The organism is Streptomyces sp. NPDC051576, from assembly GCF_040681835.1.
Lineage (GTDB): Bacteria > Actinomycetota > Actinomycetes > Streptomycetales > Streptomycetaceae > Streptomyces.
The window spans coordinates 339,270-360,307 of sequence record NZ_JBFAZO010000014.1 but is presented as its reverse complement, the minus strand read 5'-3'; the positions used below and the strand labels follow the sequence as shown (position 1 = coordinate 360,307).

The 21,038-nt window shown below is 71.2% G+C and carries 19 protein-coding genes and 1 tRNA gene; 16 read left to right on the top strand and 4 right to left on the bottom strand.

The genetic code is table 11. The features are described 5' to 3' along the window. Positions 1–966: LLM class flavin-dependent oxidoreductase (locus AB0M63_RS38780; protein WP_366022654.1), on the bottom strand; the 966-nt coding region annotated here is incomplete at its 3' end. 72 nt (positions 967–1,038) lie between these two features. Between AB0M63_RS38780 and AB0M63_RS38775 the strand changes: the two genes are divergently transcribed. The 5 genes from AB0M63_RS38775 to AB0M63_RS38755 all read left to right on the top strand — a co-directional run bounded on the left by AB0M63_RS38775 (position 1,039) and on the right by AB0M63_RS38755 (position 6,756). Continuing rightward, entirely contained in the window at positions 1,039–1,488 is a 450-nt protein-coding gene (locus tag AB0M63_RS38775; protein WP_366022653.1) for a MarR family winged helix-turn-helix transcriptional regulator, read from the top strand. Between the two features lie 110 nt (positions 1,489–1,598). Then, positions 1,599–1,683: transfer RNA gene (locus tag AB0M63_RS38770), tRNA-Leu, on the top strand. A gap of 650 nt (positions 1,684–2,333) precedes the next feature. Further along, the gene (locus tag AB0M63_RS38765; RefSeq protein WP_366022652.1) at positions 2,334–4,718 is read left to right on the top strand and encodes a penicillin acylase family protein; all 2,385 of its coding nucleotides are present in this window, start codon (positions 2,334–2,336) and stop codon (positions 4,716–4,718) included. Positions 4,719–4,855: 137 nt separating this feature from the next. Beyond that, positions 4,856–5,746, top strand: coding sequence for a glycoside hydrolase family 19 protein (locus tag AB0M63_RS38760; RefSeq protein ID WP_366022651.1), 891 nt, complete (start codon positions 4,856–4,858; stop codon positions 5,744–5,746). 86 nt (positions 5,747–5,832) lie between these two features. Then, a complete protein-coding gene (locus AB0M63_RS38755) occupies positions 5,833–6,756 on the top strand; it encodes a trypsin-like peptidase domain-containing protein (protein WP_366022650.1) in 924 nt (307 codons plus the stop codon). Positions 6,757–6,777: 21 nt separating this feature from the next. On the opposite strand, the gene AB0M63_RS38750 is transcribed toward AB0M63_RS38755, so the two are convergent. Next, positions 6,778–7,932 (bottom strand): Gfo/Idh/MocA family oxidoreductase, encoded by a 1,155-nt coding sequence (locus AB0M63_RS38750; RefSeq protein WP_366022649.1) that lies wholly within the window; start codon positions 7,930–7,932, stop codon positions 6,778–6,780. Between the two features lie 121 nt (positions 7,933–8,053). On the opposite strand from AB0M63_RS38750, the gene AB0M63_RS38745 reads away from it, so the two are divergent. The 6 genes from AB0M63_RS38745 (at position 8,054) to AB0M63_RS38720 (ending at position 14,224) form a co-directional block, all read left to right on the top strand. Further along, positions 8,054–9,067: a LacI family DNA-binding transcriptional regulator gene (locus AB0M63_RS38745; RefSeq protein ID WP_366022648.1), complete on the top strand. Its 1,014-nt coding sequence runs from the start codon at positions 8,054–8,056 to the stop codon at positions 9,065–9,067. A 46-nt stretch (positions 9,068–9,113) separates the two neighbouring features. Beyond that, positions 9,114–10,553: an MATE family efflux transporter gene (locus AB0M63_RS38740; RefSeq protein WP_366022647.1), complete on the top strand. Its 1,440-nt coding sequence runs from the start codon at positions 9,114–9,116 to the stop codon at positions 10,551–10,553. Next, positions 10,550–11,518 (top strand): sigma-70 family RNA polymerase sigma factor, encoded by a 969-nt coding sequence (locus AB0M63_RS38735; RefSeq protein ID WP_366022646.1) that lies wholly within the window; start codon positions 10,550–10,552, stop codon positions 11,516–11,518. The genes AB0M63_RS38740 and AB0M63_RS38735 overlap by 4 nt, the downstream gene beginning before the upstream one ends. A gap of 85 nt (positions 11,519–11,603) precedes the next feature. Beyond that, entirely contained in the window at positions 11,604–12,494 is an 891-nt protein-coding gene (locus tag AB0M63_RS38730; protein WP_366022645.1) for an alpha/beta hydrolase, read from the top strand. A gap of 83 nt (positions 12,495–12,577) precedes the next feature. Continuing rightward, positions 12,578–13,267, top strand: a complete 690-nt coding sequence (locus AB0M63_RS38725; RefSeq protein ID WP_366022644.1) for an alpha/beta hydrolase — start codon at positions 12,578–12,580, stop codon at positions 13,265–13,267. A gap of 105 nt (positions 13,268–13,372) precedes the next feature. Beyond that, complete coding sequence (locus AB0M63_RS38720; protein ID WP_366022643.1) at positions 13,373–14,224, top strand: GNAT family N-acetyltransferase; 852 nt, start codon at positions 13,373–13,375, stop codon at positions 14,222–14,224. A gap of 13 nt (positions 14,225–14,237) precedes the next feature. Here AB0M63_RS38720 and AB0M63_RS38715 read toward each other — a convergent pair whose 3' ends face one another. Then, on the bottom strand, positions 14,238–14,429 hold the full coding sequence (locus AB0M63_RS38715) for a hypothetical protein (protein ID WP_366022642.1): 192 nt from the start codon (positions 14,427–14,429) through the stop codon (positions 14,238–14,240). A 244-nt stretch (positions 14,430–14,673) separates the two neighbouring features. Between AB0M63_RS38715 and AB0M63_RS38710 the strand changes: the two genes are divergently transcribed. Continuing rightward, positions 14,674–15,687 (top strand): glycosyl hydrolase, encoded by a 1,014-nt coding sequence (locus AB0M63_RS38710; RefSeq protein WP_366022641.1) that lies wholly within the window; start codon positions 14,674–14,676, stop codon positions 15,685–15,687. A gap of 64 nt (positions 15,688–15,751) precedes the next feature. Here the strand turns inward: AB0M63_RS38710 and AB0M63_RS38705 are convergent, their stop codons facing one another. Continuing rightward, the gene (locus AB0M63_RS38705) at positions 15,752–16,843 is read right to left on the bottom strand and encodes a glycosyl hydrolase 53 family protein (protein WP_355921906.1); all 1,092 of its coding nucleotides are present in this window, start codon (positions 16,841–16,843) and stop codon (positions 15,752–15,754) included. A gap of 322 nt (positions 16,844–17,165) precedes the next feature. Between AB0M63_RS38705 and AB0M63_RS38700 the strand changes: the two genes are divergently transcribed. The 4 genes from AB0M63_RS38700 (at position 17,166) to AB0M63_RS38685 (ending at position 21,028) form a co-directional block, all read left to right on the top strand. Continuing rightward, positions 17,166–18,101, top strand: a complete 936-nt coding sequence (locus tag AB0M63_RS38700) for an ATP-binding cassette domain-containing protein (RefSeq protein WP_366022640.1) — start codon at positions 17,166–17,168, stop codon at positions 18,099–18,101. Next, the gene (locus AB0M63_RS38695) at positions 18,098–18,943 is read left to right on the top strand and encodes an ABC transporter permease (RefSeq protein ID WP_366022639.1); all 846 of its coding nucleotides are present in this window, start codon (positions 18,098–18,100) and stop codon (positions 18,941–18,943) included. Before AB0M63_RS38700 ends, AB0M63_RS38695 begins: the two co-directional genes overlap by 4 nt. A gap of 79 nt (positions 18,944–19,022) precedes the next feature. Then, entirely contained in the window at positions 19,023–20,339 is a 1,317-nt protein-coding gene (locus AB0M63_RS38690; protein WP_366022638.1) for a sensor histidine kinase, read from the top strand. Then, positions 20,336–21,028 carry a response regulator transcription factor gene (locus AB0M63_RS38685; protein WP_355921791.1) on the top strand — a complete coding sequence of 231 codons (693 nt, stop codon included), beginning with the start codon at positions 20,336–20,338 and terminating at the stop codon, positions 21,026–21,028. Before AB0M63_RS38690 ends, AB0M63_RS38685 begins: the two co-directional genes overlap by 4 nt. Positions 21,029–21,038: the final 10 nt, after the last annotated feature.

The window sequence follows — 21,038 nt, the reverse complement described above, 5'->3', positions numbered from 1 at the left end:
CCCGCGGGGGCCGAGCACGCCGACGCGGCCCGCTCCGCGCGTGCCCGGGGCGAGCGCCGCGAGCGAGGGAAGGTGCAGATGGTCGGCGTGCACCCGCGGATACGGGCGCGGCAGACTCAGCACGATGTGGTTCATCCCGGCGTCGACGAGCCGGCCGACCGTCTCCCGGGTCGCGGCCGGATCGTCGTACGACACCAGGACCTGCACCGAGCGTGTGATGGTGGCCGGGTCGCGGCCCAGCTCGGCGCAGTGCGCGTCGAGGACGCGGGCGCGTTCGGCGACGTACTCGACGGTGTTGTGCGGCGGCCCTGGAACGTTCCAGATGTCGGCGTGCTCGGCGACCAGCCGCAGCAGCCGGGTGCCCCAGCCGCCGATGAGCAGCGGCGGACCGGGTCGCTGCACCGGCTTGGGCTCGCACCGCGTGCCCCGCAGCCGGTAGTGACGGCCCTCGAAGTCGAAGACGTCCCGCGTCCACATACGGCGAAGGATCTCGGCGGTCTCCGCGAGGCGCGCGAGGCCCTCGCCCGGCGGGACGAGCGTCAGACCGTACGCCTCGTACTCGGCGATCGCCGGATTCGCGCCCACGACACCGCCGGCGCCCGGCGGCTGATGCGTGCCGCCGACCCCCAGACCGAGCACGAGACGCCCGCCCGAGATCACGTCCACCGTGGCCGCGATCTTGCCGAGCACGGCCGGCGGGCGGACCCGGTTGCTGGTGACGAGGAGCCCGAGCCTCAGCCGCTCCGTCTGCGCGGCGAGCGCACTGAGCAGCGTCCAGCCCTCGTGTATCTGCCCGTCCTTCGGCCCGGCGACCGGCAGCAGGTGGTCCCACAACCAGGCGTCCGCGATCTCCGGAACGCCGTCGGCCTCCAACCAGACCCGCCGGATGTCCTCGTACGGCACATGCATGGGGGTGGTCTTGATCCCGAAGCGCACGGTTGTCATGTCTGCTGTCGTGTCTGCCATGGCCGTCAGCGTATCTAATCATCAGTAGCGCTGACGATCAGAAGGGGGATTCAGTCGGGATACAGTCGACGCATGGTCGACGATCAACCCCCCGCCCCCCTGGAGTCCCGGCTCGGCTACCTCCTCAAGCACGCCCAGGCCCGACTGGCCAGGACCTCGGCCGAGGCGCTGGCGCCGTACGGGGTGGACGGTCACCAGCTGGCCGTTCTGGTGGTGCTCTCGGCAGGGGAGCCGTTGTCGCAGGTCGAGGCTGCCGGGCGGCTCGGGGTCGACCGCACCACGATGGTGTCGCTGATCGACGGCCTGGAGGAAAATGGGCTGGTGGAGCGGCGCCGCAGTCCGCGCGACCGCCGCAAGAACATCGTCGAACTGACGCCGGCCGGCCAGGACTGCCTCCGCCGGGCAGAGCGGGCCCGGCGGGCGGCGGAGCGCCGATTCCTCGCGCCGCTGGACGAGGAGACGGCGATGTCGCTGGTGCGGGCGCTGCGCGCGCTGGTCGTGGAGGAGCCTGTCGGGGAGTGATCGCGCGGGGTCGTTACCGGGCGGATATGCAGGTGAAAGGTGCTCCGAAAGCTTGGTATTGTTGTCCATGTCGCCGCGGGGAACACCCCCGGTCAGGCGGCAGACACCTCGTCCGGGTGGCGGAATGGCAGACGCGCTAGCTTGAGGTGCTAGTGCCCTTTATCGGGCGTGGGGGTTCAAGTCCCCCCTCGGACACTTTTCCCGCGTACGCGTGTGGGGCCGACCGGAATCCGGTCGGCCCCACACGCGTTTTCGTGCCTGCGTGCGACCGGGCGTGCAGGCATTCGGTGTGGATGGCCCGGACCTGTTCCGCGTACCGGGCGAGTGCTTCGCGGTCGCCGGTGTCTGGCACGATCCGGAGCGTGTCCGGGCCGCCGTCGTGGGACACGCGTGCGTGGGCGTGTGTGGTCGCCATGAGCGCCTTCCACCAGTTCCGTGGAGTGTGCAGGGCGTGTTCGGCGACGAGGTCGGCGTCGGTCATCGGCATGACGACCGACGTTCCGTCCGGTAGGGGCGCCGTGTACCACCAGCCGGGCGCGGCGGACTCGACGAGGGAGGTCCGCGGTGCGGGCCCTCGCGGCAGACGTCCGGCGAGGGCGATCAGGTGGTCGTCGCGATGAGTGGTCGCATCCAGGCGGCAGGCGATGTCCGCCTCGGACCCGGAACCGCCGCTCCGCGCGGCCGACGCCGGGGGCACAGTCGAGCGGGGCTTTTGGCCATGCGGCGCCGACAGCGCCCACAGGCGTACATCCCGAGACTGACACGTGCCCCGGATATCCGCCGCGGGTCCGATGCCGCCCGTTCGCCCACCCTGGAGGGTGGCGGTCATGGATGAACCGAGAGACATGACGAAACGTCATAAGAGATCTCTGGCAGGCAAGTTGGCGACCATCGCGGCCACCCTCTGTCTCGCCTCGGTCGGCGTGGCCGTGTTACCCGCGACCGCCTCGGCCGGCGAGACCCTCGCCGAGGGCGGCCACGCGGTGCGGATCAGCCGGACCGAGTACGGCGTCCCGCACATCCTGGCCAAGGACTTCGACGGGCTCGGATACGGATACGGGTACGCGTTCGCACAGGACAACGTGTGCGAACTCGCCGACCACGTGGTGACCTTGAGAGGTGAGCGGTCCCGGTTCTTCGGGCCCGACGGGCAGTCCGGCGAAGGCGAGGTGGCGGGCTCCAACCTCGCGAGCGACACCTACTACGGCGCGCAGTCCCGCGCGGGCACGGTGCGTCAACTGCTCGACCGGAAAGCGCCGTTGGGGCCGACGGCGGAGCTGCGTCGCATGGTCGCGGGATACGCCGCCGGGTACAACCGCTATCTCCGGGACACCGGCGTCGACCACCTGCCGGACGCACGCTGCAAGGGCAAGCCCTGGGTGCGGCCGATCACCGCGCTCGACCTGTGGAACGTCGTCTACGACGTCAACAGGGTGACCGCGACGGTACCGCTCGCGCCGGACATCGGCTCCGCGACGCCCCCGACGACCTCCGCCAACCCGGACGCGAACTCGGCTGCCACGCCCACGACTTCCGCACTCGGGAGCGGCCTCGGCCTCGCCTCCGCCGACGTCGGCAGCAACGGCTGGGCGCTCGGCCGGGACGCCACCCGCACCGGCGACGCGATGGTCCTCGCCAATCCGCACCTGCCCTGGGCCGTCGGCTACTTCCGGTTCTACCAGGTGCAGTTGACGATCCCCGGCACCCTGGACGTGTCCGGCGCCGGCCTCTACGGCACCCCTCTGGTGGAGATCGGCCACAACGCCACCCTCGCCTGGACGCACACCGCGAGCGACGCCCAGCACGCGTCCGTCTACGCCCTGAAACTCGTCCCCGGCGACCCGACCAGCTACCTCCTCGACGGCAAGTCGGTGCGCATGCGACGCCGTACGGTCCCGGTCACCGTCCGGGACGCGAACGGCGCCCTGTCGACCGTCGACCGGACCGTGTACACCTCACGTTTTGGACCGGTCCTGTCCTCCGGCTGGACCACGACCACCGCCTACGCGATCCGTGACGCCAACGCGGACAACCTGCGCTCCATGAACACCTGGCTGGCCATGGGCAAGGCCAGGAACCTCGCCCAACTCCGCGCCGCCCAGGACGCCTCCCAGGGCATCCCCTGGACGTACACCCTCGCCGCCGACACCAGTGGCGGCACCTACTTCACCGACTCCTCGGCCGTCCCGCACCTCACCGACGCACAACTCGCCCACTGCACCCTCGCGGACGACGAGGGACCCACCGCCCTGGACGGCTCCACATCGGCCTGCGCCTGGGGCAGCGACCCCGACGCACTCGTGCCCGGTGTCTACGGCCCCTCCCACCAGCCGAAGTCGAGCCGCACCGACTACGTGGCCAACTCCAACAACGGGCCGCAGTACGTCAATCCCGAGGCGCCCATCACCGGCCTCCCCGGCGTCTACGACACCGATCCCCGCCTCGACGAACGCGCCCAGCTCGGACTGAGCATGATCGCCCAACGCCGGGACGGCACCGACGGGTTGGGCGCCCCGGGCTTCACCGAGAGCACCCTGCGCGCGTCGATGCTCGGCAACCGGGTGCTGTCGGCCGAGACGGGCCGCGACGACGTGGTCGCCATGTGCCGTGCCCACCCGAGCCTGACGGCCACGGACGGCAAGGAGGTCGACGTGACGCAGGCCTGCGCGGCCCTCGCCCGCTGGGACACCCGCGCCGACCCCGACAGCCGGGGCATCGTGCTCTGGACCGCGTTCCACCAAGACCTCGTCGACGACGGCCCGCTCGACACCTGGCACCGCGTCCCCTACGACCCCGCCCACCCGCTCACCACACCACGAGGCATCAACGGCGACGACATACACGTCCAACGCGCCCTGGCCGACGCCGTCCAGGACCTCGCGGCCCGTGACCTCCCGGTCGACGTCGAACTCGGCGCCGTCCAGAAGTGGGACGGCATCCCGCTGCCCGGCTGCGACGCGGGCTGCTTCGACGTCGTCGAGGCGGGCCCCGACTCGGGCACCGGCACGCCGACGGCCGGCGCCTTCGGCACCAGCTTCCTGATGACCGTCGAACTCACCGCCGACGGCCCGCGTGCCCACACCCTCCTCACCTACGGCGAGTCCGCGAACCCTGCCTCGCCCCATTTCTCGGACCAGACCCGCCTCTTCTCGCGCAAACAGTGGGTCACCGAGCGCTTCACCCAGGCGGAGATCGCCGCCGACCCGGCGCTGACCACAACTGACCTGTAGAGATGCGAGTTGACTGGTCTATACCCTTGACTGGTACAGACCAAGGCGGTTGAGTGGGCCGCGACATCCCCCACCGCGGCCGTACCCCCCACACCGGTGGCGGGGTACGGCCGTGCTCCGCAGAGGAGTTGACCCCTGTGTCGAGACGTCGTATCGCCGCAGTCCTGACCGCGCTCGTCCTCGGAAGTCTCACCTCCGTGGTCCTTCCGGCCGCGGGCGCGTCGGCGGCCTCGTGTTCCAGCTATCCGAACTGGGTGGCCGGCCAGTCGTACGTCACCGGCAACATCGTCCGCTACACCGACGGCAAGGCCTACATCGCCGAGCACGACAACCCGGGCTACGACCCCGTCATCAGCACCTGGTACTGGGAGCCGTACGCCTGTGACGGCGGTTCCACCACGCCCAACGGCACCTTCGTGGTGAGCGAGGCGCAGTTCAACCAGATGTTCCCGAGCCGGAACTCGTTCTACACGTACAGCGGTCTGACCGCCGCCCTCGGCGCCTACCCGGGCTTCGCGAACACCGGCAGCGACACCGTGAAGAAGCAGGAGGCCGCGGCCTTCCTCGCCAACGTCAGCCATGAGACGGGCGGGTTGGTGTACATCGTCGAGCAGAACACCGCCAACTACCCGACGTACTGCGACTGGAGCCAGTCCTACGGCTGCCCGGCAGGTCAGGCCGCCTACTACGGGCGCGGTCCGCTGCAACTGAGCTGGAACTTCAACTACAAGGCCGCGGGCGACGCGTTGGGCATCGATCTGCTGGGCAACCCCTGGCTGGTGCAGAACGACTCGGCCGTCGCCTGGAAGACCGCGCTCTGGTACTGGAACACCCAGAGCGGCCCCGGCTCCATGACCCCGCACAACGCGATGGTCAACAGCGCCGGTTTCGGCCAGACCATCCGCAGCATCAACGGCTCGGTGGAGTGCGACGGCAAGAACCCCGCCCAGGTGCAGAGCCGGGTGGACGCCTACAACCGGTTCACCTCGATCCTCGGGACCAGTCCGGGGGGCAACCTCTACTGCTGACGAAGCAACCCGGATCGGTTGATTCCCCTCTCCTTGGACGCGGACAGCAGGGCCGCGATCAGCACCAGCCGAGGAGACACACCCCGATGCGCGACAGCCTTCCTTCCGTGACCCGGCGCCTGCCGCGCCGGGTCACGGTGCTCGCCGTGGCCGGCACGGCCCTCGCACTCGTTGTCCCGGTCCAAGCCACGGCCGCGTCCGGCGCGACCCGGGCCGCCCGGGCCGCCGACCCGGTGGCCACCATGACGTTCACCGCCACGGAACGCCGGGCGGCGCTCGCCTACTGGACGCCGGCCCGGATCAAGGCCGTGGGCAAGTCCGTGGACCTCGGCCCGACCGGGCCGAAGACGAAAACGTGGACGGGTACGCCGATGAAGACCGTGGGGCGGCTCTTCTTCGTCAACGCCGGTGGCGCCGACACCTGGTGCACGGCCACCGCCGTGAAGAGCGCCAACCGCTCCGTCGTGATGACCGCCGCACACTGCGTCCGCCGCTCCGCCTCACCCGCCAACACCAACATGACGATGGTGTTCGTCCCGGCCTACAGCAAGGGCAGGCAGCCCTACGGCGCCTTCGCGGTCCGTACCGCCCTGACTCCGCGTACCTTCGCCCAGGAAGGCACGAACGACGTGGCCGCGCTCGTCGTCGACGCCGGCAGGAACGGACGTAAGCTCACCGACGCGGTGGGCGCCACGCCCATCGCCTTCGGCCGCCCGGTCGGCGGCACCGTCTCCGCCTTCGGCTACCCCGCCACCCACCCCCAGCTCGGCGAGCAACTCCTGCGCTGCGTCGGTACGGCGAAGAAGGAGAACGGTACGCAGATGATCCCCTGCGACATGACCGGCGGCTCCAGCGGCGGCCCGTGGCTGGCGAACTTCGACTCGGCCACCGGCAAGGGCACCCTCGTCTCGGTCAACAGCGCACTGGACAGCCTGCAACCGACCAAGATGTACGGCGAGATCCTGGGCGCCACGGCCAAGACGATGTTCCAGCGGGCCGAACGCGGCTGATCCTCCGGCCGGGTGAGCCCCTCACACCGGGCTCACCCATGTGCCGCTCTCGGCCGAGCGCACCATGGCGTCCACGACCGCCGCGCTGCGCACGGCGTCCGTGAGGGTGGCGCCGTACGGCTTGCCCTCTGCGACGGACCGCAGGAAGCGGTACGCCTCGATCACCTTGAGGTCGTCGTAGCCCATCGCGTTCGCCGCGCCCGGCTGGAACGCGCCGAACTCGCCGTCGCCCGGGCCGACATACACGGTGGTGACGGGCTGGTCCTGGTAGGTCGTGCCACGGCTGACGGCCAGTTCGTTCATCCGGCGGAAGTCCCAGAACACCGCGCCCTTGGTGCCGTGCACCTCGAAGCCGTAGTTGTTCTGCTCGCCGACCGAGACCCGGCAGGCCTCCAGGACACCCCGGGCGCCGGAGGCGAACCGCAGCAGGCAGTTGACGTAGTCCTCGTTCTCCACCGGGCCCAACTCGCCCCCGGTGGCCAGGGCGTGCCCGGCGGTCGCGCCGGTGGGGCGGGCCCGCCGCGGCAGGAAGATCGCGGTGTCGGCGGCGAGGGAGGTGATGTCGCCGAGCAGGAAGCGGGCCAGGTCGGCGCCGTGCGAGGCCAGGTCGCCCAGGACTCCGTGGCCGCCGCGCTCCAGCTCGTAGCGCCAGGTGAGGGCGCCGTCCGGGTGGGCCGCGTAGTCGCTGAACAGGCGGACCCGGATGTGGGTGACCGCGCCCAGCTCGCCGGAGGCGATCAGGGCGCGGGCGGCCTCCACGGCGGGCGCGTTGCGGTAGTTGAAGCCGACCGCGCCCTGGACGCCCGCGTCGGCGACCGCGTCGGACACGGCGGAGGCGTCCGCCGTGGACAGGCCCACCGGCTTCTCGATCCAGATGTGCTTGCCGGCCCGCGCCATCGCGACGCCGATCTCGCGGTGCAGGAAGTTCGGTGCGGTGATGCTCACCGCCTGCACGCCCGGGTCGGTGACGACCTCGCGCCAGTCGCGGGTGGTGGCGGCGAAACCGAACTGCTCGGCCGCCTGCTCGGCCCGCCCGGGCACGTCCTCGGCGACCGTCACCAGCCGCGGCCGCAGGGTCAGCTCCGGAAAGTGGTGCGGGACCCGGGCGTACGCCTGGGTGTGCACCCGCCCCATCCATCCGAATCCCACAACGGCAACACCGAGCGAGGTCACCATGACTGCCCTTCTTTGGACCGGTCCATAAGCTGTTTCCAGTCACCCTGGAACTCGTTAGTCCTTATGTCAATACTTTTGAATGCCTTTGACAGCCGACCGGAGCGCGTGGAACGGTCCAACCATGAGACCACCGACCATCCGCGATGTCGCCGAACGGGCCGGTGTGTCGAAATCCCTGGTCTCCCTGGTGCTGCGCGGCTCCGAGCAGGTGCGCCCGGAGAAACGGCAGGCCGTGCTGGCCGCCGTCGAGGAACTCGGCTACCGGCCCAACGCCGCCGCCCGCAGTCTCAGCGAGCGCCGCACCCGCTCGGTCGGCGTCCTCCTCAACGACCTGCGCAACCCCTGGTTCGTCGAACTCCTCGACGGCCTGGGCTCCCGTCTGCGCGAGAGCGGACTGCACATGCTCCTCGCCGACGGCCGGCTCAACCGACGCCACGGCGAGGACCTCACCCGCACCTTCACCGAACTGCGCGTCGACGGACTGATCGCCGTCGGCACACTGCCCGCCTCCGACGAACTGCGCGCCGCCGCGACCCGCGTTCCCACCGTCGTAGCGGGCGCCCGCGAGCCGGTGCTGCCGCACGTCGACGTCGTCGCGGGCGACGACGCCCACGGAGCACGGCTGGCCACCGAGCACCTCGTCGATCTCGGCCACCGCCGCATCGGCCACATCGCCGGACAGGGCGTCGCCGGCGCGCTGCGCCGCAGCGGTTTCGAGGCGGTCGTGCGCGAACACGGGCTGAGCGACCTCGCCACGGTCGAACAGGGTGACCTGACCGAGGAGGGCGGCTACCGCGCCATGGTCCGGCTGCTCAACGCCCCCGCCCCGCCGACCGCCGTCCTCGCCTTCAACGACATCGCCTGCGTCGGCGCCCTGTCGGCGGCCGAGGAGTCCGGCCTCCAGGTGCCGCGCGACCTCTCCCTCGTCGGCTACGACAACACCTATCTGGCGCGCCTACGACACCTGTGGCTCACCACGGTCGACAACGCCAGCCACGACATCGGCCGCCGCGCCGCACACCTCCTCCTCGACCGGATGGCACACCCGGGGCGCCCGGCCGAGACCGTCCTGTCCGCGCCGACTCTTGAGGTGCGGGGCACCACGGGCCCGCCGCCCGCGACCGGGACGCCGTAGCAACTCGCCAGCCCGGTACGGCAGTTGCGTGACAGGATGAGTGACTGTGAGCGAGCGCGGCGCATTCATGACCATCGCCGGGGCCGCCGCGCCCCTGTACGTGAGCACCCTCGCCGCCTCGGCGGGGGCGCTCGTCGACACCGCGCTGCTGGGCCGGCACGCCACCGTCTCGCTCGCCGCGTTCGCCGTCACCATCGCGGTGTTCAGCCCGGCCACCGCCACCGTGGCGGGCGCGCTGCGCGGGGTGATGCCGTTCGTCGCGCCGCAACGGGACGACCCCGAGGGGCTGTTGCCGCTGGTGCGCAGCGGGATGTGGCTGGCGTTCGCCGTCGGCGGGGTGTGCGCGGGAGCGGTGGCCGCGGTGCCGCTGCTGGGCGGGGCGTTCGGCGTCCCGGGCGCCGTACTCGACCAACTGGGCCTGTTTCCCTGGATGTTGGCGGTCAGTGTGCTGCTGATCGCGGTCAACTCCGCGGCGGCGTCCGTACTGGTCGGGCTCGGCCGGTCGGCGCTGGTGATGCGGTCCGGGCTCGCGGGCACCGCCGTCTCCGTGACGCTGTCGGTCCTGCTCGTCGGGGCACCCGGCCCGCTGCCGAGCCTCGGGCTGACCGGCGCCGGGCTGGCCATGCTCGCCGCCGGCCTGGTGGGGGCCGCCCTCAACCAGTACGCGCTGCGCCGCCGTACGGTGCTCGCCGGGCGGCCGATCCGGCCCGGCAGACCCGATCCGCGCGAGGTGCTGCGGCTGGCCCGGGTCGGGGTGCCGCTCGGCGCGACCGTGCTGGTGAAGTTCTCCGTGCTGGGCGTGCTGACCTTCGCCGCCGCCCGCATCGGCACAGACAGCGCCGCCGTGCACGGCGTCTCCGAGTCCCTGGTGAACGTCGTCTTCTCCGCCGCCGTGGCCGTCGGCCAGGCCACGGTGCCGCTGATCGCCGGGTACGCCGAGGACCGCGACCTCGCCCGCGTCCGGCGCAGTGTGACCGCCGGGACCGGGGTCGCCCTGTGCGCGGTCGTCGTCCTCGGGACCGCACTGGTCGTGCTGCGGAACCCGGTGATCGGCCTGTTCACCCGGAGCCCCGGGCTCGCGGACCAGGTGGTACGGCTGCTGCCGCTGATCCTCGCGGTGGTCGCCGCCGACGCCCTCCAGGCCGTGGCGGGCTTCGCCCTCGTCGGACTCAGACGCACCGTGCCGAGCCTGGTCTCGACGGTGGTGTGGTTCGGCGTCCTGGCGGCCCTGGCCGTACCGGTCGCCGACGCGACGGGTCTGAGGGGGCTGTGGACCGCGCTGGCGTGCGCGAACCTGCTCCAAGCCGTGAGCAAGTATGTGTCCTTCCGGCGGCACAGTGCCAGGATCGTCGGCACGGCTCTGCCGGTTCCCGTACAGGAGGGGAACACCGGCCGGACACCTCCGCGAGATGACGCCACACAGTCCGCCCACTACGGTCGTGCAGACGACGGGAACGCCGGGGACGCCGGAAGAAGGACAGCATGAGCAGCCGGAACGCGGGTGAGGTCGCGCGAGTCGAGGACGGGGCGCTGACGCTGGCCGCGCAGGCCGGTGATGTGTCCGCGCTGGGGTTGTTGCTGGAGCGGCATCGGGCGGGGATGCGTGCGGTCGCGGTGAGTGTGCTGGGGCCGGGGCCCGATGTCGACGACGTGGTCCAGGACGCCGCGCTCACCGCGCTCCGGCGGGTGGGAGACGTGCGGGACCCGGAGGCCGTGGGGGCGTGGTTGCGGATGATCGTGCGTAATGCCGCCCGTTCGCTGCTGCGGGGGGCCGTCGAGTCGCGGCCGCTCGACGAGGTGCGGGAGCCCGCCACCGACTCCGGTCCGGAGCGGTGGCTGGAGCATCATGCGATGCGCGACTGGATCTGGGAGGCCATCGAGGAACTGACTCCCGCGCTCCGACTGCCGCTCGTGCTGCGGCACTTCAGTGTCGGCGTCACGTCGTACGAGCGGATGGCGGAGGCCTGCGGGGTCCCGGTCGGTACCGTCCGCAGCCGGCTCAGCCAGGCGCGGGCCAAGCTCGCGCTCGCCCTCGCCGCCACGGCGGACGCCCCGCACGGCGACGCCGGACGCCGTACCCGTGCCAGCCGGATCGAGGCGCGCGAGACCCTGCGCGCAGCCGAGAGCGGACGGTTCGGGCAGCTGCTCGCAGAGCGCTGGTCGCCCGAGGCCGCGCTGGTCCGGGGGAACGAACCGGTGGGCGGGCGGGGCCTGTTGGTACGGGGTATGGAGTGCGACCTGGAGGCCGGCGTACGGCAGCACCTCGTGCACGCCGTGGCCGGGCGGTCGCTCGTCGTCTGGGAGATGGACATCACCAACCCCGACGACGACCCCGAGCACTGCCCGCCCGCCGTGGCCTGGGTCATGAGTCTGGACGACGCCGGACGGGTGCACCGGCTGCGGCTCGTCCACCCCAGGCCCTTGCCGGCCGAGAGGCTTCTCCTCGTGTGACAGGCGTCACGCCGACCCGATCGAACTTCCCTCTCCCGCCCGCGTCCTGTCCGTGTCACCACCACAGGCAGGACAGGGAGATCCCATGACCAGCACCACCACCTCGACCGATCCGCTCGCCGCCGGAACACACGCCGTCGACGTCGACGGAGTCACCCAGCGCTATCACGTCCACGGCACGGGTCCCGTGTGCATCGCGCACTCCGGCGGGCCCGGCATCCACTGGGACTACCTGCGCATGCCCGCCCTGGAGGAGTACCTCACGGTCGTCTACCCGGAGCCGGTCGGCACCGGCGCCTCCGGCCGTCTGCCCTCCCACCCGCACGGTTACACCCGGGCCCGCTACAGCCGTTTCCTCACCGCACTGATCGAGCACCTCGGCGCCGACGAGGTGTATCTGCTGGGCCACTCGCACGGCGGTTTCGTCGCCCAGTACCACGCGTTGCACCACCCCGACCGGATCGCCGGAGTGATCCTCTACGACAGTGCTCCGGTGACCGGTCCCGAACACGGGGCGGAGGCCATGCGCCAGGTGCAGGCGTTCGCCGAGCGGCACGCGGACAACCCGGGACTGCCCGAGGTCGTGGAGGCGTTCCAGAACATTCCCACCATCTCCGACGACGCCGGGATCACCGGTGTGGCACGTGGTCTGTTCCCCGCCTACTTCGCCGACTTCTGGGGCCGGGAGAAGGAGTTCGCCCCCGCGCGCGAGGCCGTGGTGGCCACCTACGTCTCCGGGCTGGACGAGGACCTCACCCCGGACGTCATCGACGACCGCGCCGACCTCGGCTCGCTCACCGTGCCGGCCCTCGTGCTGGTGGGCCGCCACGACTTCATCTGCGGGGTGCGCTGGGCCGAGGAACTGCACCGGCTCATCCCGGGATCGCAGCTGGTGATCCTGGAGAACAGCGGGCACTTCGGCCACCTGGAGGAGCCGGCGGCCTTCGCGCGGGCCGTCACGGCGTTCGTCGACTAGGTCATTTGGTCGAAGCCCCGTCGGACGGTCCGGCCTAGCGTGGACCCGTCCGGAGGGTTTCCGACAGAACAAGGAGCAACGGCATGAGTGCCGTCAAGAACATCGTTCTCGTGCATGGTGGATTCGTCGACGGTTCCGGCTGGCAGTCCGTGTACCGCCTGCTCACTCAGGACGGCTTCAAGGTCAGCGTCGTACAGAATCCGACCCTGTCCCTCGAAGGCGACGTCGCGGCCACCCACCGTGCCCTCGACGCCCTGGACGGTCCCGCGGTGCTCGTCGGACACTCCTACGGCGGGGCCGTGATCACCGAGGCCGGCCGCCACGACAAGGTGGCCGCGCTCGCCTACATCGCGGCCTTCGCGCCGGACAAGGACGAGTCGGTCGGTACCCTGGTCGCCGACCCGGCGCCTGGTGCGCCCGTGCCGCCGATCCTGCCGCCCAAGGACGGTTTCCTCTTCCTGGACCGGCACAAGTTCGCCGCGTCGTTCGCCGGTGACCTGCCCGCCGAGGACGCCGCGTTCCTGGCCGACGCCCAGGTCCCGTGGGGTCTGGACGCGCTCGGCGGGACGATCACCGAGCCCGCCTGGCGGACCAGGCCGAGCTGGTACCTCGTGGCGAGTGACGACCACATGATCCCGCCGCCGGTCCAGCACCGGATGGCCGAGCGCGCCGGAGCCACCGTGGCCGAGGCCGCCGCGAGCCACGCCGTCTACGTCTCCCGGCCGGCGGCGGTGGCGGAGCTGATCAAGCAGGCGGCGGCCGGCCGGGCGTGACCCGTCCGCCCTCCTGACCGCAGCCAACTCCCCGCGCCGGCCCGCCTGTTCCCCTCAGGCGGGCCGGTCGCCTCCCCCGAGAGAACCTGAGAGAGAATCGGCTCCATGACGACCGTCGTCCAGCCGTCCGTCGCCGAGCAGTCCGAGGCGGAAGCGCTCCACCGATTCCAGACGGAGGCTCCCGAGTCCGTCCGTACCGCGCTGGGCATGACCGCCACGCGGATCGGCGGAGGTGTGGTGCTGTCGATGCGCGAGGACAGCACCCACTTCTGGAGCAAGGCCCTCGGCTTCGGGGTCACCGCCCCCGTCACCGCCCGACTCGTCGCGGAGGTCTGCGACTTCTACCGGGCCGCGCGCACCCCGCAGGCCACCCTCCAGATCGCGCCCGCCTTCCTGCCCGAGGACTGGCCCGAGATCTGCGCCAGGGAGGGCATCGTCCGCGGATCGTCCTCGGTCAAGCTCGTGTGTACGACCGACGAGGCCGTCGCCCGCGCCGACGCCCTGGCCGTGCCGCCCGCCGGCATCCGCGTCGCCCCGCTGGCGGCCGAACACGCCCTGGAATGGGGCACGGTGATGGTGCGGGCCTTCGGGGCGCCGGTGGAGCACTACGCCGAGATGGGCGCCGCCACCGTGACCCGGCCTGGCTGGCATCCCTACGGGGCCTGGCTGGACGGGGAGTTGGTCGGCACCGGCACCCTGTTCGTCCGCGGTGACACGGCGCAGTTCTTCGCCGGCGGTGTACTGCCCCACGCACGGGGACGCGGCGGCCAGACCGCCCTGCTCGCCGCCCGGGCCCGCGCGGCACGGCAGTTGGGGTGCAGGGTGCTGGTCGCCGAGACGGGCGCCGAGACCCCCGGCACCCACAACAGCTCCCTGCACAACATGCTCCGCCTCGGCTTCCAGGCGGCCTACGAACGCCCCAACTGGAGCTGGCGGTTCGCCCTCGACGAGAACTGAGCGGTCGGCACCGTCACACCACGGGGCCGGTCAGCGCGTCAAGCGGGCCGCCCCGTGAGGTGACGTTCAACCTCCGGAAGACACTGCGGAGATGGGCGGCCACCGTGCGCAGGGGCAGGAAGAGCCGCGCGGCGAGGGCCTTCAGCCGCGCCACGGCGTCCTCGTCCCGCTCCTCCTCGTCCCACGGGGTGGGATGTTGCGTCACAGGCCGAGCGCCTGTCGGGTGGTGGGCTTCGGCCGCGGCGTCCGAGAGTGACACAACTCTTCCAAGGCGGCCCCTTCCCCGTCTTTCGCCCCGGCGCGCAGTCCTTTCGCCAGAGCGCGTTCCGTGTCCCGCGGGCATGTCGTGAATAGAGTGCTACGTCATCTTCTGCCCCGCGCTGATACGTTGCTCGGGCGCCGGAGTCGTCCGCCGCCCCACGCACCCCGGGAAGAAGGAGAGGCGTCCAGTGGCCTCGCACGGGACGCGCCGCACCTCGCCGGCCCTGTTCACCCTCGTCCTCGCGCTCGTCCTGCTGGCCGGACCGGCCTGCGTACCCGGAGCCGAGTCACCGCCCCCGCCCGCGAAGTCGGCCCCGTCCCGGTCGTCAGGACCGCCGACGGCCTACGGCGCCTACGTCGGCTACGGCGCCGACGCCGTACGGCGGGTCGCGGAGTTCGGTGCCTGGCTCGGCCGGCCGGAGCCCCGCGTCGGGCACGCGTATCTGCCCGGTGACAACTGGAGCGGCATCGAGGGCAGTTCGAGCGACCTGGACCAGTGGACCGAGTGGCGCCGGGCCCGCGAGGACCGTCTGCTGGTCCTCAACGTGCCCATGCTGGACCGCAATGAGGACCACCTCCCCGACTCCGTGGTCCGCGCCGAACTGGCGGACGGCGCGGACGGACGCTACGACGGCCACTTCGCCGCGCTCGCCCGGCGACTGGTCCAACAGGGCGCCCCGGACACCGAGATCGTCCTGGGCTGGGAGATGAACGGCATCACCTACAGCCACCGCTGCGCACCCGCCCCCGCATCCTGGAAGCGCTACTGGACGCGCATCGTCACCGCGATGCGCTCCGTACCCGGACAGCGTTTCCGCTTCGACTTCACCCCGAACCGCGGCCGGGACGCGATCCCCTGGACCGACTGCTACCCCGGCGACCGCTACGTCGACGTCATCGGCATGGACGCCTACGACTCACCCCGGGGCACCCCCTTCACCGAGCAACTCACCGAGCCGTACGGCCTGTTGGCGCAGGCCGCCTTCGCCCGCGCCCATCACAAGCCCCTCGCCTACCCCGAGTGGGGCCTGTACGAGAACGGCGACAACCCCACCTATATGCGCGGCATGCTCACCTGGATGACCGGACAGCACCCGCTCTACCAGACCATCAGCGACTACTGCCCGCACGGCGTGTGGCGCTGCGGTGCCAACCCCAAGTCCGCAGCCGTGTACCGCGCTTTGACGGATCGTCAGCCATGAAGACGGGGAACGGCACCGCCGACGCGCGGCGATGCCGTTCCCTGCTGGACGTCGAACCAGCCTGCTACGGCGTCCACTTGACGTTCGGGTTCACCTGGCCGGTCCAGTTGAAGATCGCCATGTTGTCCCAACCGTCCCCGCTGCCACTGATGTTGGCCGGGTCCCAGCCGTTGCCCGCGACCGCGTACCAGGTCGGCTCCCAGTAGAAGACGCCGATCGCGCCCGCGCTGCGGGCCGTGTTCTGCACGGCGGTGAACTCCGCTCCCTGGCCCGCCCAGGTGAGCGGATAGCCCGAGCAGCCCGAAGTCACCGAGTTCGCCGTGGAGTCGGCGTCCGACGTGGTGAACGGGTAGGCCGTCTCGGCGATGATGACGTCCTTGCCGTACCGCGACTTCATGTCCGAGACGACGCTGCCCATGTTGGCCAGCGTGCCGTGCCACATGCAGTAGTACGACAGCCCGGTGATGTCCCAGTTGACGCCCTGCGCCTTGATGCCGTCGTAGAACCAGCGGGCGTTGGAGTCGCTGTCCGCGTCGGCGGTGTGGATGATCACCTGGGTGGAACTGTTGCACGCCTTGGTCGCGTTGTAGCCCGACTTCAGCAGCAGGGCGAGGTTGGTGAAGCTGTTGTTGACGACCTTGCCGTCGTCCCACAGCATGCCGACGTTGATCTCGTTGCCGATCTGCACACTGTCCGGGGTGGTGCCCTGGGACTTGAGGCTGTTGCAGACGTCGTAGGTGTAGTTGTAGACGTCGGTCTGCAGCGCGCTGATGCCGTGGCTCGACCAGGCGGCGGGCTTGTACTGCTTGCCCGGGTCGGCCCAGGTGTCCGAGTAGTGGAAGTCGACCAGCAGCTTCAGGCCCTTGGCCTTGACCTGCTTCGCGTACGCCAGCACCTTCGCCTTGTTGTTGTAGCCGCTGGCGGGGTTGTTCCAGATCCGCAGGCGGACGTAGTTGACGCCGGCGGCCTTGAGGATGTCCAGCGGGTCCTTGGCGGTCCCGCTGGAGTCGTAGTACTTGGCGCCGAGGTCGATCGCGCGCTGCGCGGACGAGACATCGGCGCCGAGCATGGTGAGCGAGTTCGCGGCGGCGGCGTTCGTGGGGGTGAGCGTCGCCGCCGGCAGGGCGACTGCGGCCAGCAGCAAGGCGGCCTTCACTATGCGGCCCGGGAATTTCACGGGGAACCCGACCTCCTTGGGTCGACTGACATGCGCATGCGGGTTGGTTCTGAGAACGTTCACAGTAAGAGAGGTGACGGGCACTGTAAATATGTGTGTCGGTTGTATTTCCTGCAGTTGGTCGGCGGTGGTGCTCGCGTTGTCGGGATGGGAACGTACACAACAATCAGTACGGAGTGGTACCTCGGTACTACGCCCGCCTCCCTCAACGGCCCCTCGGTACGACGGGTTCGAACCCTCCGCGCGCCTAGCGTTGCCCGTGTCCAGTGGGGGCAGTGGCACGTGAGCGTGAGGGAAGACGATGATCGAGGCGCAGCAACTGACGAAGCGGTACGGGGAGAAGACGGCGGTCGACCGGCTCGACTTCGTCGTCAAACCCGGCACCGTCACCGGCTTCCTGGGCCCGAACGGTGCCGGGAAGTCCACCACGATGCGCATGATCGTCGGCCTGGACGCGCCCACCGGCGGCACCGTCACGGTCAACGGCAAGCCCTACGCCGAGCACGGCGCACCGCTCCAGGAGGTCGGCGCGCTCCTGGAGGCGAAGTCGATCCATCCGGGCCGCTCCGCGTTCGACCATCTGATGGCGCAGGCCTACACACACGGCATTCCGCGCCGCAGGGTCGACGAGGTGATCGAGCTGACGGGCCTGCAGTCCGTGGCGAAGAAGCGGGCGGGGGCCTTCTCCCTCGGCATGGGGCAGCGGCTCGGCATCGCCGCAGCGCTGCTCGGTGACCCGGCGACCGTGATGCTCGACGAACCCGTCAACGGCCTTGACCCCGAAGGCGTGTTGTGGATCCGCAACCTGCTGACCGGGCTCGCGGCGGACGGCCGTACCGTCTTCGTCTCCTCGCACCTGATGAGCGAGATGGCGCTGGTCGCCGACCACCTGATCATCGTCGGACGGGGGCGGCTGCTGGCCGACACCACGGTGCGGGACCTGGTCCGGGATGCGGGCGGCGACACCGTCACCGTCGCGTCCGAGCAGCCCGCCCGGCTGCGTGAGGTCCTCGCCGGTCCCGGTGTCGAGATCACCGGCGAGGTCGGCTCCGAGGAACTGCACGTCACCGGAGTGACCGCGCGGGAGATCGGCCGCAGGGCCGCCGAACACGGCATCCCGCTGTTCGAACTCAGCGCACGGTCCGTCTCCCTGGAGCAGGCGTTCATGGACCTGACCCGGGATGCCGTCGAGTACCACGGCTCCACCACCGTCGAGACCCCCGGGAGGGCCGCGTGAGTACCGCCGTCGCGACCGAGAGCGCCGCACCCGCACCCGTCCAGCGGTCCCGTCCGCCGTACAAGGTCACCGGGCGCCGGGTGCTGCGCTCCGAGTGGGCCAAGCTGTGGTCCCTCCGCTCGACCTGGATCACCCTGGGCCTCGGCCTGCTGTTCCTGATCGCGTTCGGCCTGATCTCCGCCGCGCACTACAAGTCCTCCTACGGCTCCGGGCATCTGGAGCACGACGACGTCAACGCCACCGCGCTCGACATCTCCCTCTTCGGCACGAACTTCGCGCAGCTCGCCCTCGGGGTGCTGGGCGTCCTGGTCACCGCCGGCGAGTACTCGACCGGCATGATCCGCTCCACGCTGGCCGCCGTACCGCGCCGCCTGCCGGTGCTGTGGTCCAAGGCCGCCGTGTTCGGCGTGGTCGCGCTCGGTGTCTCCCTCGTCGGGGTGTTCGTCGCGTTCCCGATCGTGAGCGGCATCGTCTCCGGCACCCCCGCGGCCCTCACGTTCTCCCACTCCGGAGTCGTACGCAGTCTGCTCGGCGCCGGTCTCTACCTCGGCCTGGTCGGTGTGATCGGCACCGCGCTGGGCGCGCTGCTCCGCTCGGTCGCCGGTGGTATCTCCGTCCTGGTCGCCACCCTGATGCTGGTGCCCGGACTGATCTCGCTGCTGCCCAGCTCCTGGCAGGACAACATCAGCCCGTACCTGCCGAGCAACGCGGGCGAGGCGATGTTCGCGCTGACCCACGACTCGACGACCCTCTCGCCCGGCGCCGGGCTGCTGGTCTTCCTCGGCTGGACGGCGCTCGCGCTGGCCGGGGCCGCCTACCGGCTGGTGCGGACCGACGCCTGAGGCGCGCGACGCGGCATCCGGCCTGGTCATCGGTCGGATGCCGCGTCCGTGCGGGGCCCACAATGGACAGGTGACACCGATGAGCCTCGACGACCCCGTCCACGCGCCGTTCGCGGAGGCCGACCTCCCGGGGAGTCACCCACTGGTCGGCCGCCTGTCCCGGCTCGGGCGACGGATCAAGCAGGGCGACCGCAGGCGTCCGTGGGTGCTGGACACGGCCCTGGTCGTCCTGGTCGCGCTGATGTTCTGCCTGCCGGACCTGGTGGACGACGACGACGGCCGGCGGCGCGGCTTCGACAACAGCTTCATCCATCTGCCCTGGCCGGCGACGATCGCCCTCCAGGCCGGCCTGGTGCTGCCGCTGCTGTGGCGGCGCCGCAGGCCGACCCTGGCCTTCGCGCTGATCGCCGCGGTGTTCTTCGTCCAGGCGGGGCTGGGGGTGTGGCTGCGCGCCGACGTCGCGCTGCTCATCTCCCTCTACAGCCTCGTCCTGCACGGGCAACTGCGGCGGCTGCCCGCCGCCTGCGCCGTCACCCTCGCCGCGCTGGGACTGTTCGCCCTCCGGCTGCCCTCCCAAGTGCCGGTCCTGGACGCCCTGTTCGTCCTGTTCAGCACGATCACCGCGGCCGTGGCGCTCGGCTTCGTCGTCCGCATCCGGCGCGCCCAGCTCGCCGTGCTGCGCGACCGCGCGGCCCGCCTGGAGATCGAACGCGACCAGCGCAGCAGGCTCGCCGCCGCCGCCGAACGCACCCGGGTGGCCCGGGAGATGCACGACATCATCGGCCACAACCTCTCCGTCATCATTACCCTCGCCGACGGCGGCGCCTACGCCACCGACCTCGCGCCCGAACGCGGCAAGCAGGCCCTGCTCCTCATCGGCGACACCGGCCGGCAGGCGCTCGGTGAACTCCGCCGCATGCTGGGCGTGTTGCGCGTCCAGACGCCCACCCCCGACGCCCCCGAACTCAGCCCCCAGCCCGGTGTCGCCGACCTCGACGCGCTGTGCGCCCGCATCCGCGCCGCCGGTCCGCAGGTCGTCTACCGCACCGGTGGCGAACCGGCCGCCCTGGACCGAGGGGTCCAGCTGACCGTGTACCGCATCGTGCAGGAGGCCCTCACCAACGCCCTCAAGCACGCGGGCCACGACACCCGCGTGGAGCTGGCGGTGACCGTCGAGGACGCGCGGGTGTCCATCGACTGCCACGACACCGGCCCGGGCGCGGCCGGCACCGGACCCGCACCGAGCCACGACGAAGGACACGGACTCGCCGGCATGAGAGAACGCGCGGCCCTCTACCACGGCACCGTCACCGCGGGCCCCGCCCCGGGCGGCGGCTGGACGGTACGGACCACCCTCGACCTCACCCCGCCCGACGTGATCGGGGGAGCGGCATGACGACCGTGCTCATCGTGGACGACCAGCCCCTCCAACGCCTCGGATTCCGCATGCTGTTGGAGGCCACCCCCGACACCGAGGTGGTCGGCGAGGCCGCGCACGGCGGCGAGGCGGTGCGCATGGCCGCCGAGCTGCGTCCCGACGTGATCCTGATGGACGTACGGATGCCCGGCATGGACGGCATCGAGGCCACTCGCAGGGTCGTCGCGGCCGGCGACCGCTCCCGCGTCCTCATCCTCACCACCTTCGACCTCGACGAGTACGCCCACGAGGCACTGCGCGCGGGAGCCAGCGGCTTCCTCCTCAAGGACGCCCACCCCGAGGAACTCCTCGCCGGCATCCGCGCGGTGGCCTCCGGCGACGCCGTCATCGCCCCCGCACTGACCCGTCGCCTGCTGGACGCCTACGCCCAGCACCTGCCGAGAAGCTCACCGGAGGGATCCGTGACAGCGCCCGCGACGGACGACCCCCGCATCCGCTCCCTCACCGAACGCGAGCGGGAGATCCTCGTCGCCATCGGCAGGGGCTGGACCAACGGCGAGATCGCCGAGCGCCTGTTCCTGTCCGAGTCCACGGTGAAGACCCACGTCGGCCGGGTCCTGGCGAAGGTCGGCGCCCGCGACCGCATCCAGGCCGTCATCCTCGCCTACGACCTCGGCCTCGCCCGCCCCAACGCCCCTGACCAGTAGGGAGACCGGC

Excerpts from the sequence above, each read along its gene's own strand:
- AB0M63_RS38775 (WP_366022653.1), top strand. The coding sequence starts at position 1,039 with ATGGTCGACGATCAACCCCCCGCCCCCCTGGAGTCCCGGCTCGGCTAC.
- AB0M63_RS38765 (WP_366022652.1), top strand. The coding sequence starts at position 2,334 with ATGACGAAACGTCATAAGAGATCTCTGGCAGGCAAGTTGGCGACCATC.
- AB0M63_RS38755 (WP_366022650.1), top strand. The coding sequence starts at position 5,833 with ATGCGCGACAGCCTTCCTTCCGTGACCCGGCGCCTGCCGCGCCGGGTC.
- AB0M63_RS38750 (WP_366022649.1), bottom strand. The coding sequence starts at position 7,932 with ATGGTGACCTCGCTCGGTGTTGCCGTTGTGGGATTCGGATGGATGGGG.
- AB0M63_RS38745 (WP_366022648.1), top strand. The coding sequence starts at position 8,054 with ATGAGACCACCGACCATCCGCGATGTCGCCGAACGGGCCGGTGTGTCG.
- AB0M63_RS38735 (WP_366022646.1), top strand. The coding sequence starts at position 10,550 with ATGAGCAGCCGGAACGCGGGTGAGGTCGCGCGAGTCGAGGACGGGGCG.
- AB0M63_RS38730 (WP_366022645.1), top strand. The coding sequence starts at position 11,604 with ATGACCAGCACCACCACCTCGACCGATCCGCTCGCCGCCGGAACACAC.
- AB0M63_RS38725 (WP_366022644.1), top strand. The coding sequence starts at position 12,578 with ATGAGTGCCGTCAAGAACATCGTTCTCGTGCATGGTGGATTCGTCGAC.
- AB0M63_RS38720 (WP_366022643.1), top strand. The coding sequence starts at position 13,373 with ATGACGACCGTCGTCCAGCCGTCCGTCGCCGAGCAGTCCGAGGCGGAA.
- AB0M63_RS38700 (WP_366022640.1), top strand. The coding sequence starts at position 17,166 with ATGATCGAGGCGCAGCAACTGACGAAGCGGTACGGGGAGAAGACGGCG.
- AB0M63_RS38690 (WP_366022638.1), top strand. The coding sequence starts at position 19,023 with ATGAGCCTCGACGACCCCGTCCACGCGCCGTTCGCGGAGGCCGACCTC.
- AB0M63_RS38685 (WP_355921791.1), top strand. The coding sequence starts at position 20,336 with ATGACGACCGTGCTCATCGTGGACGACCAGCCCCTCCAACGCCTCGGA.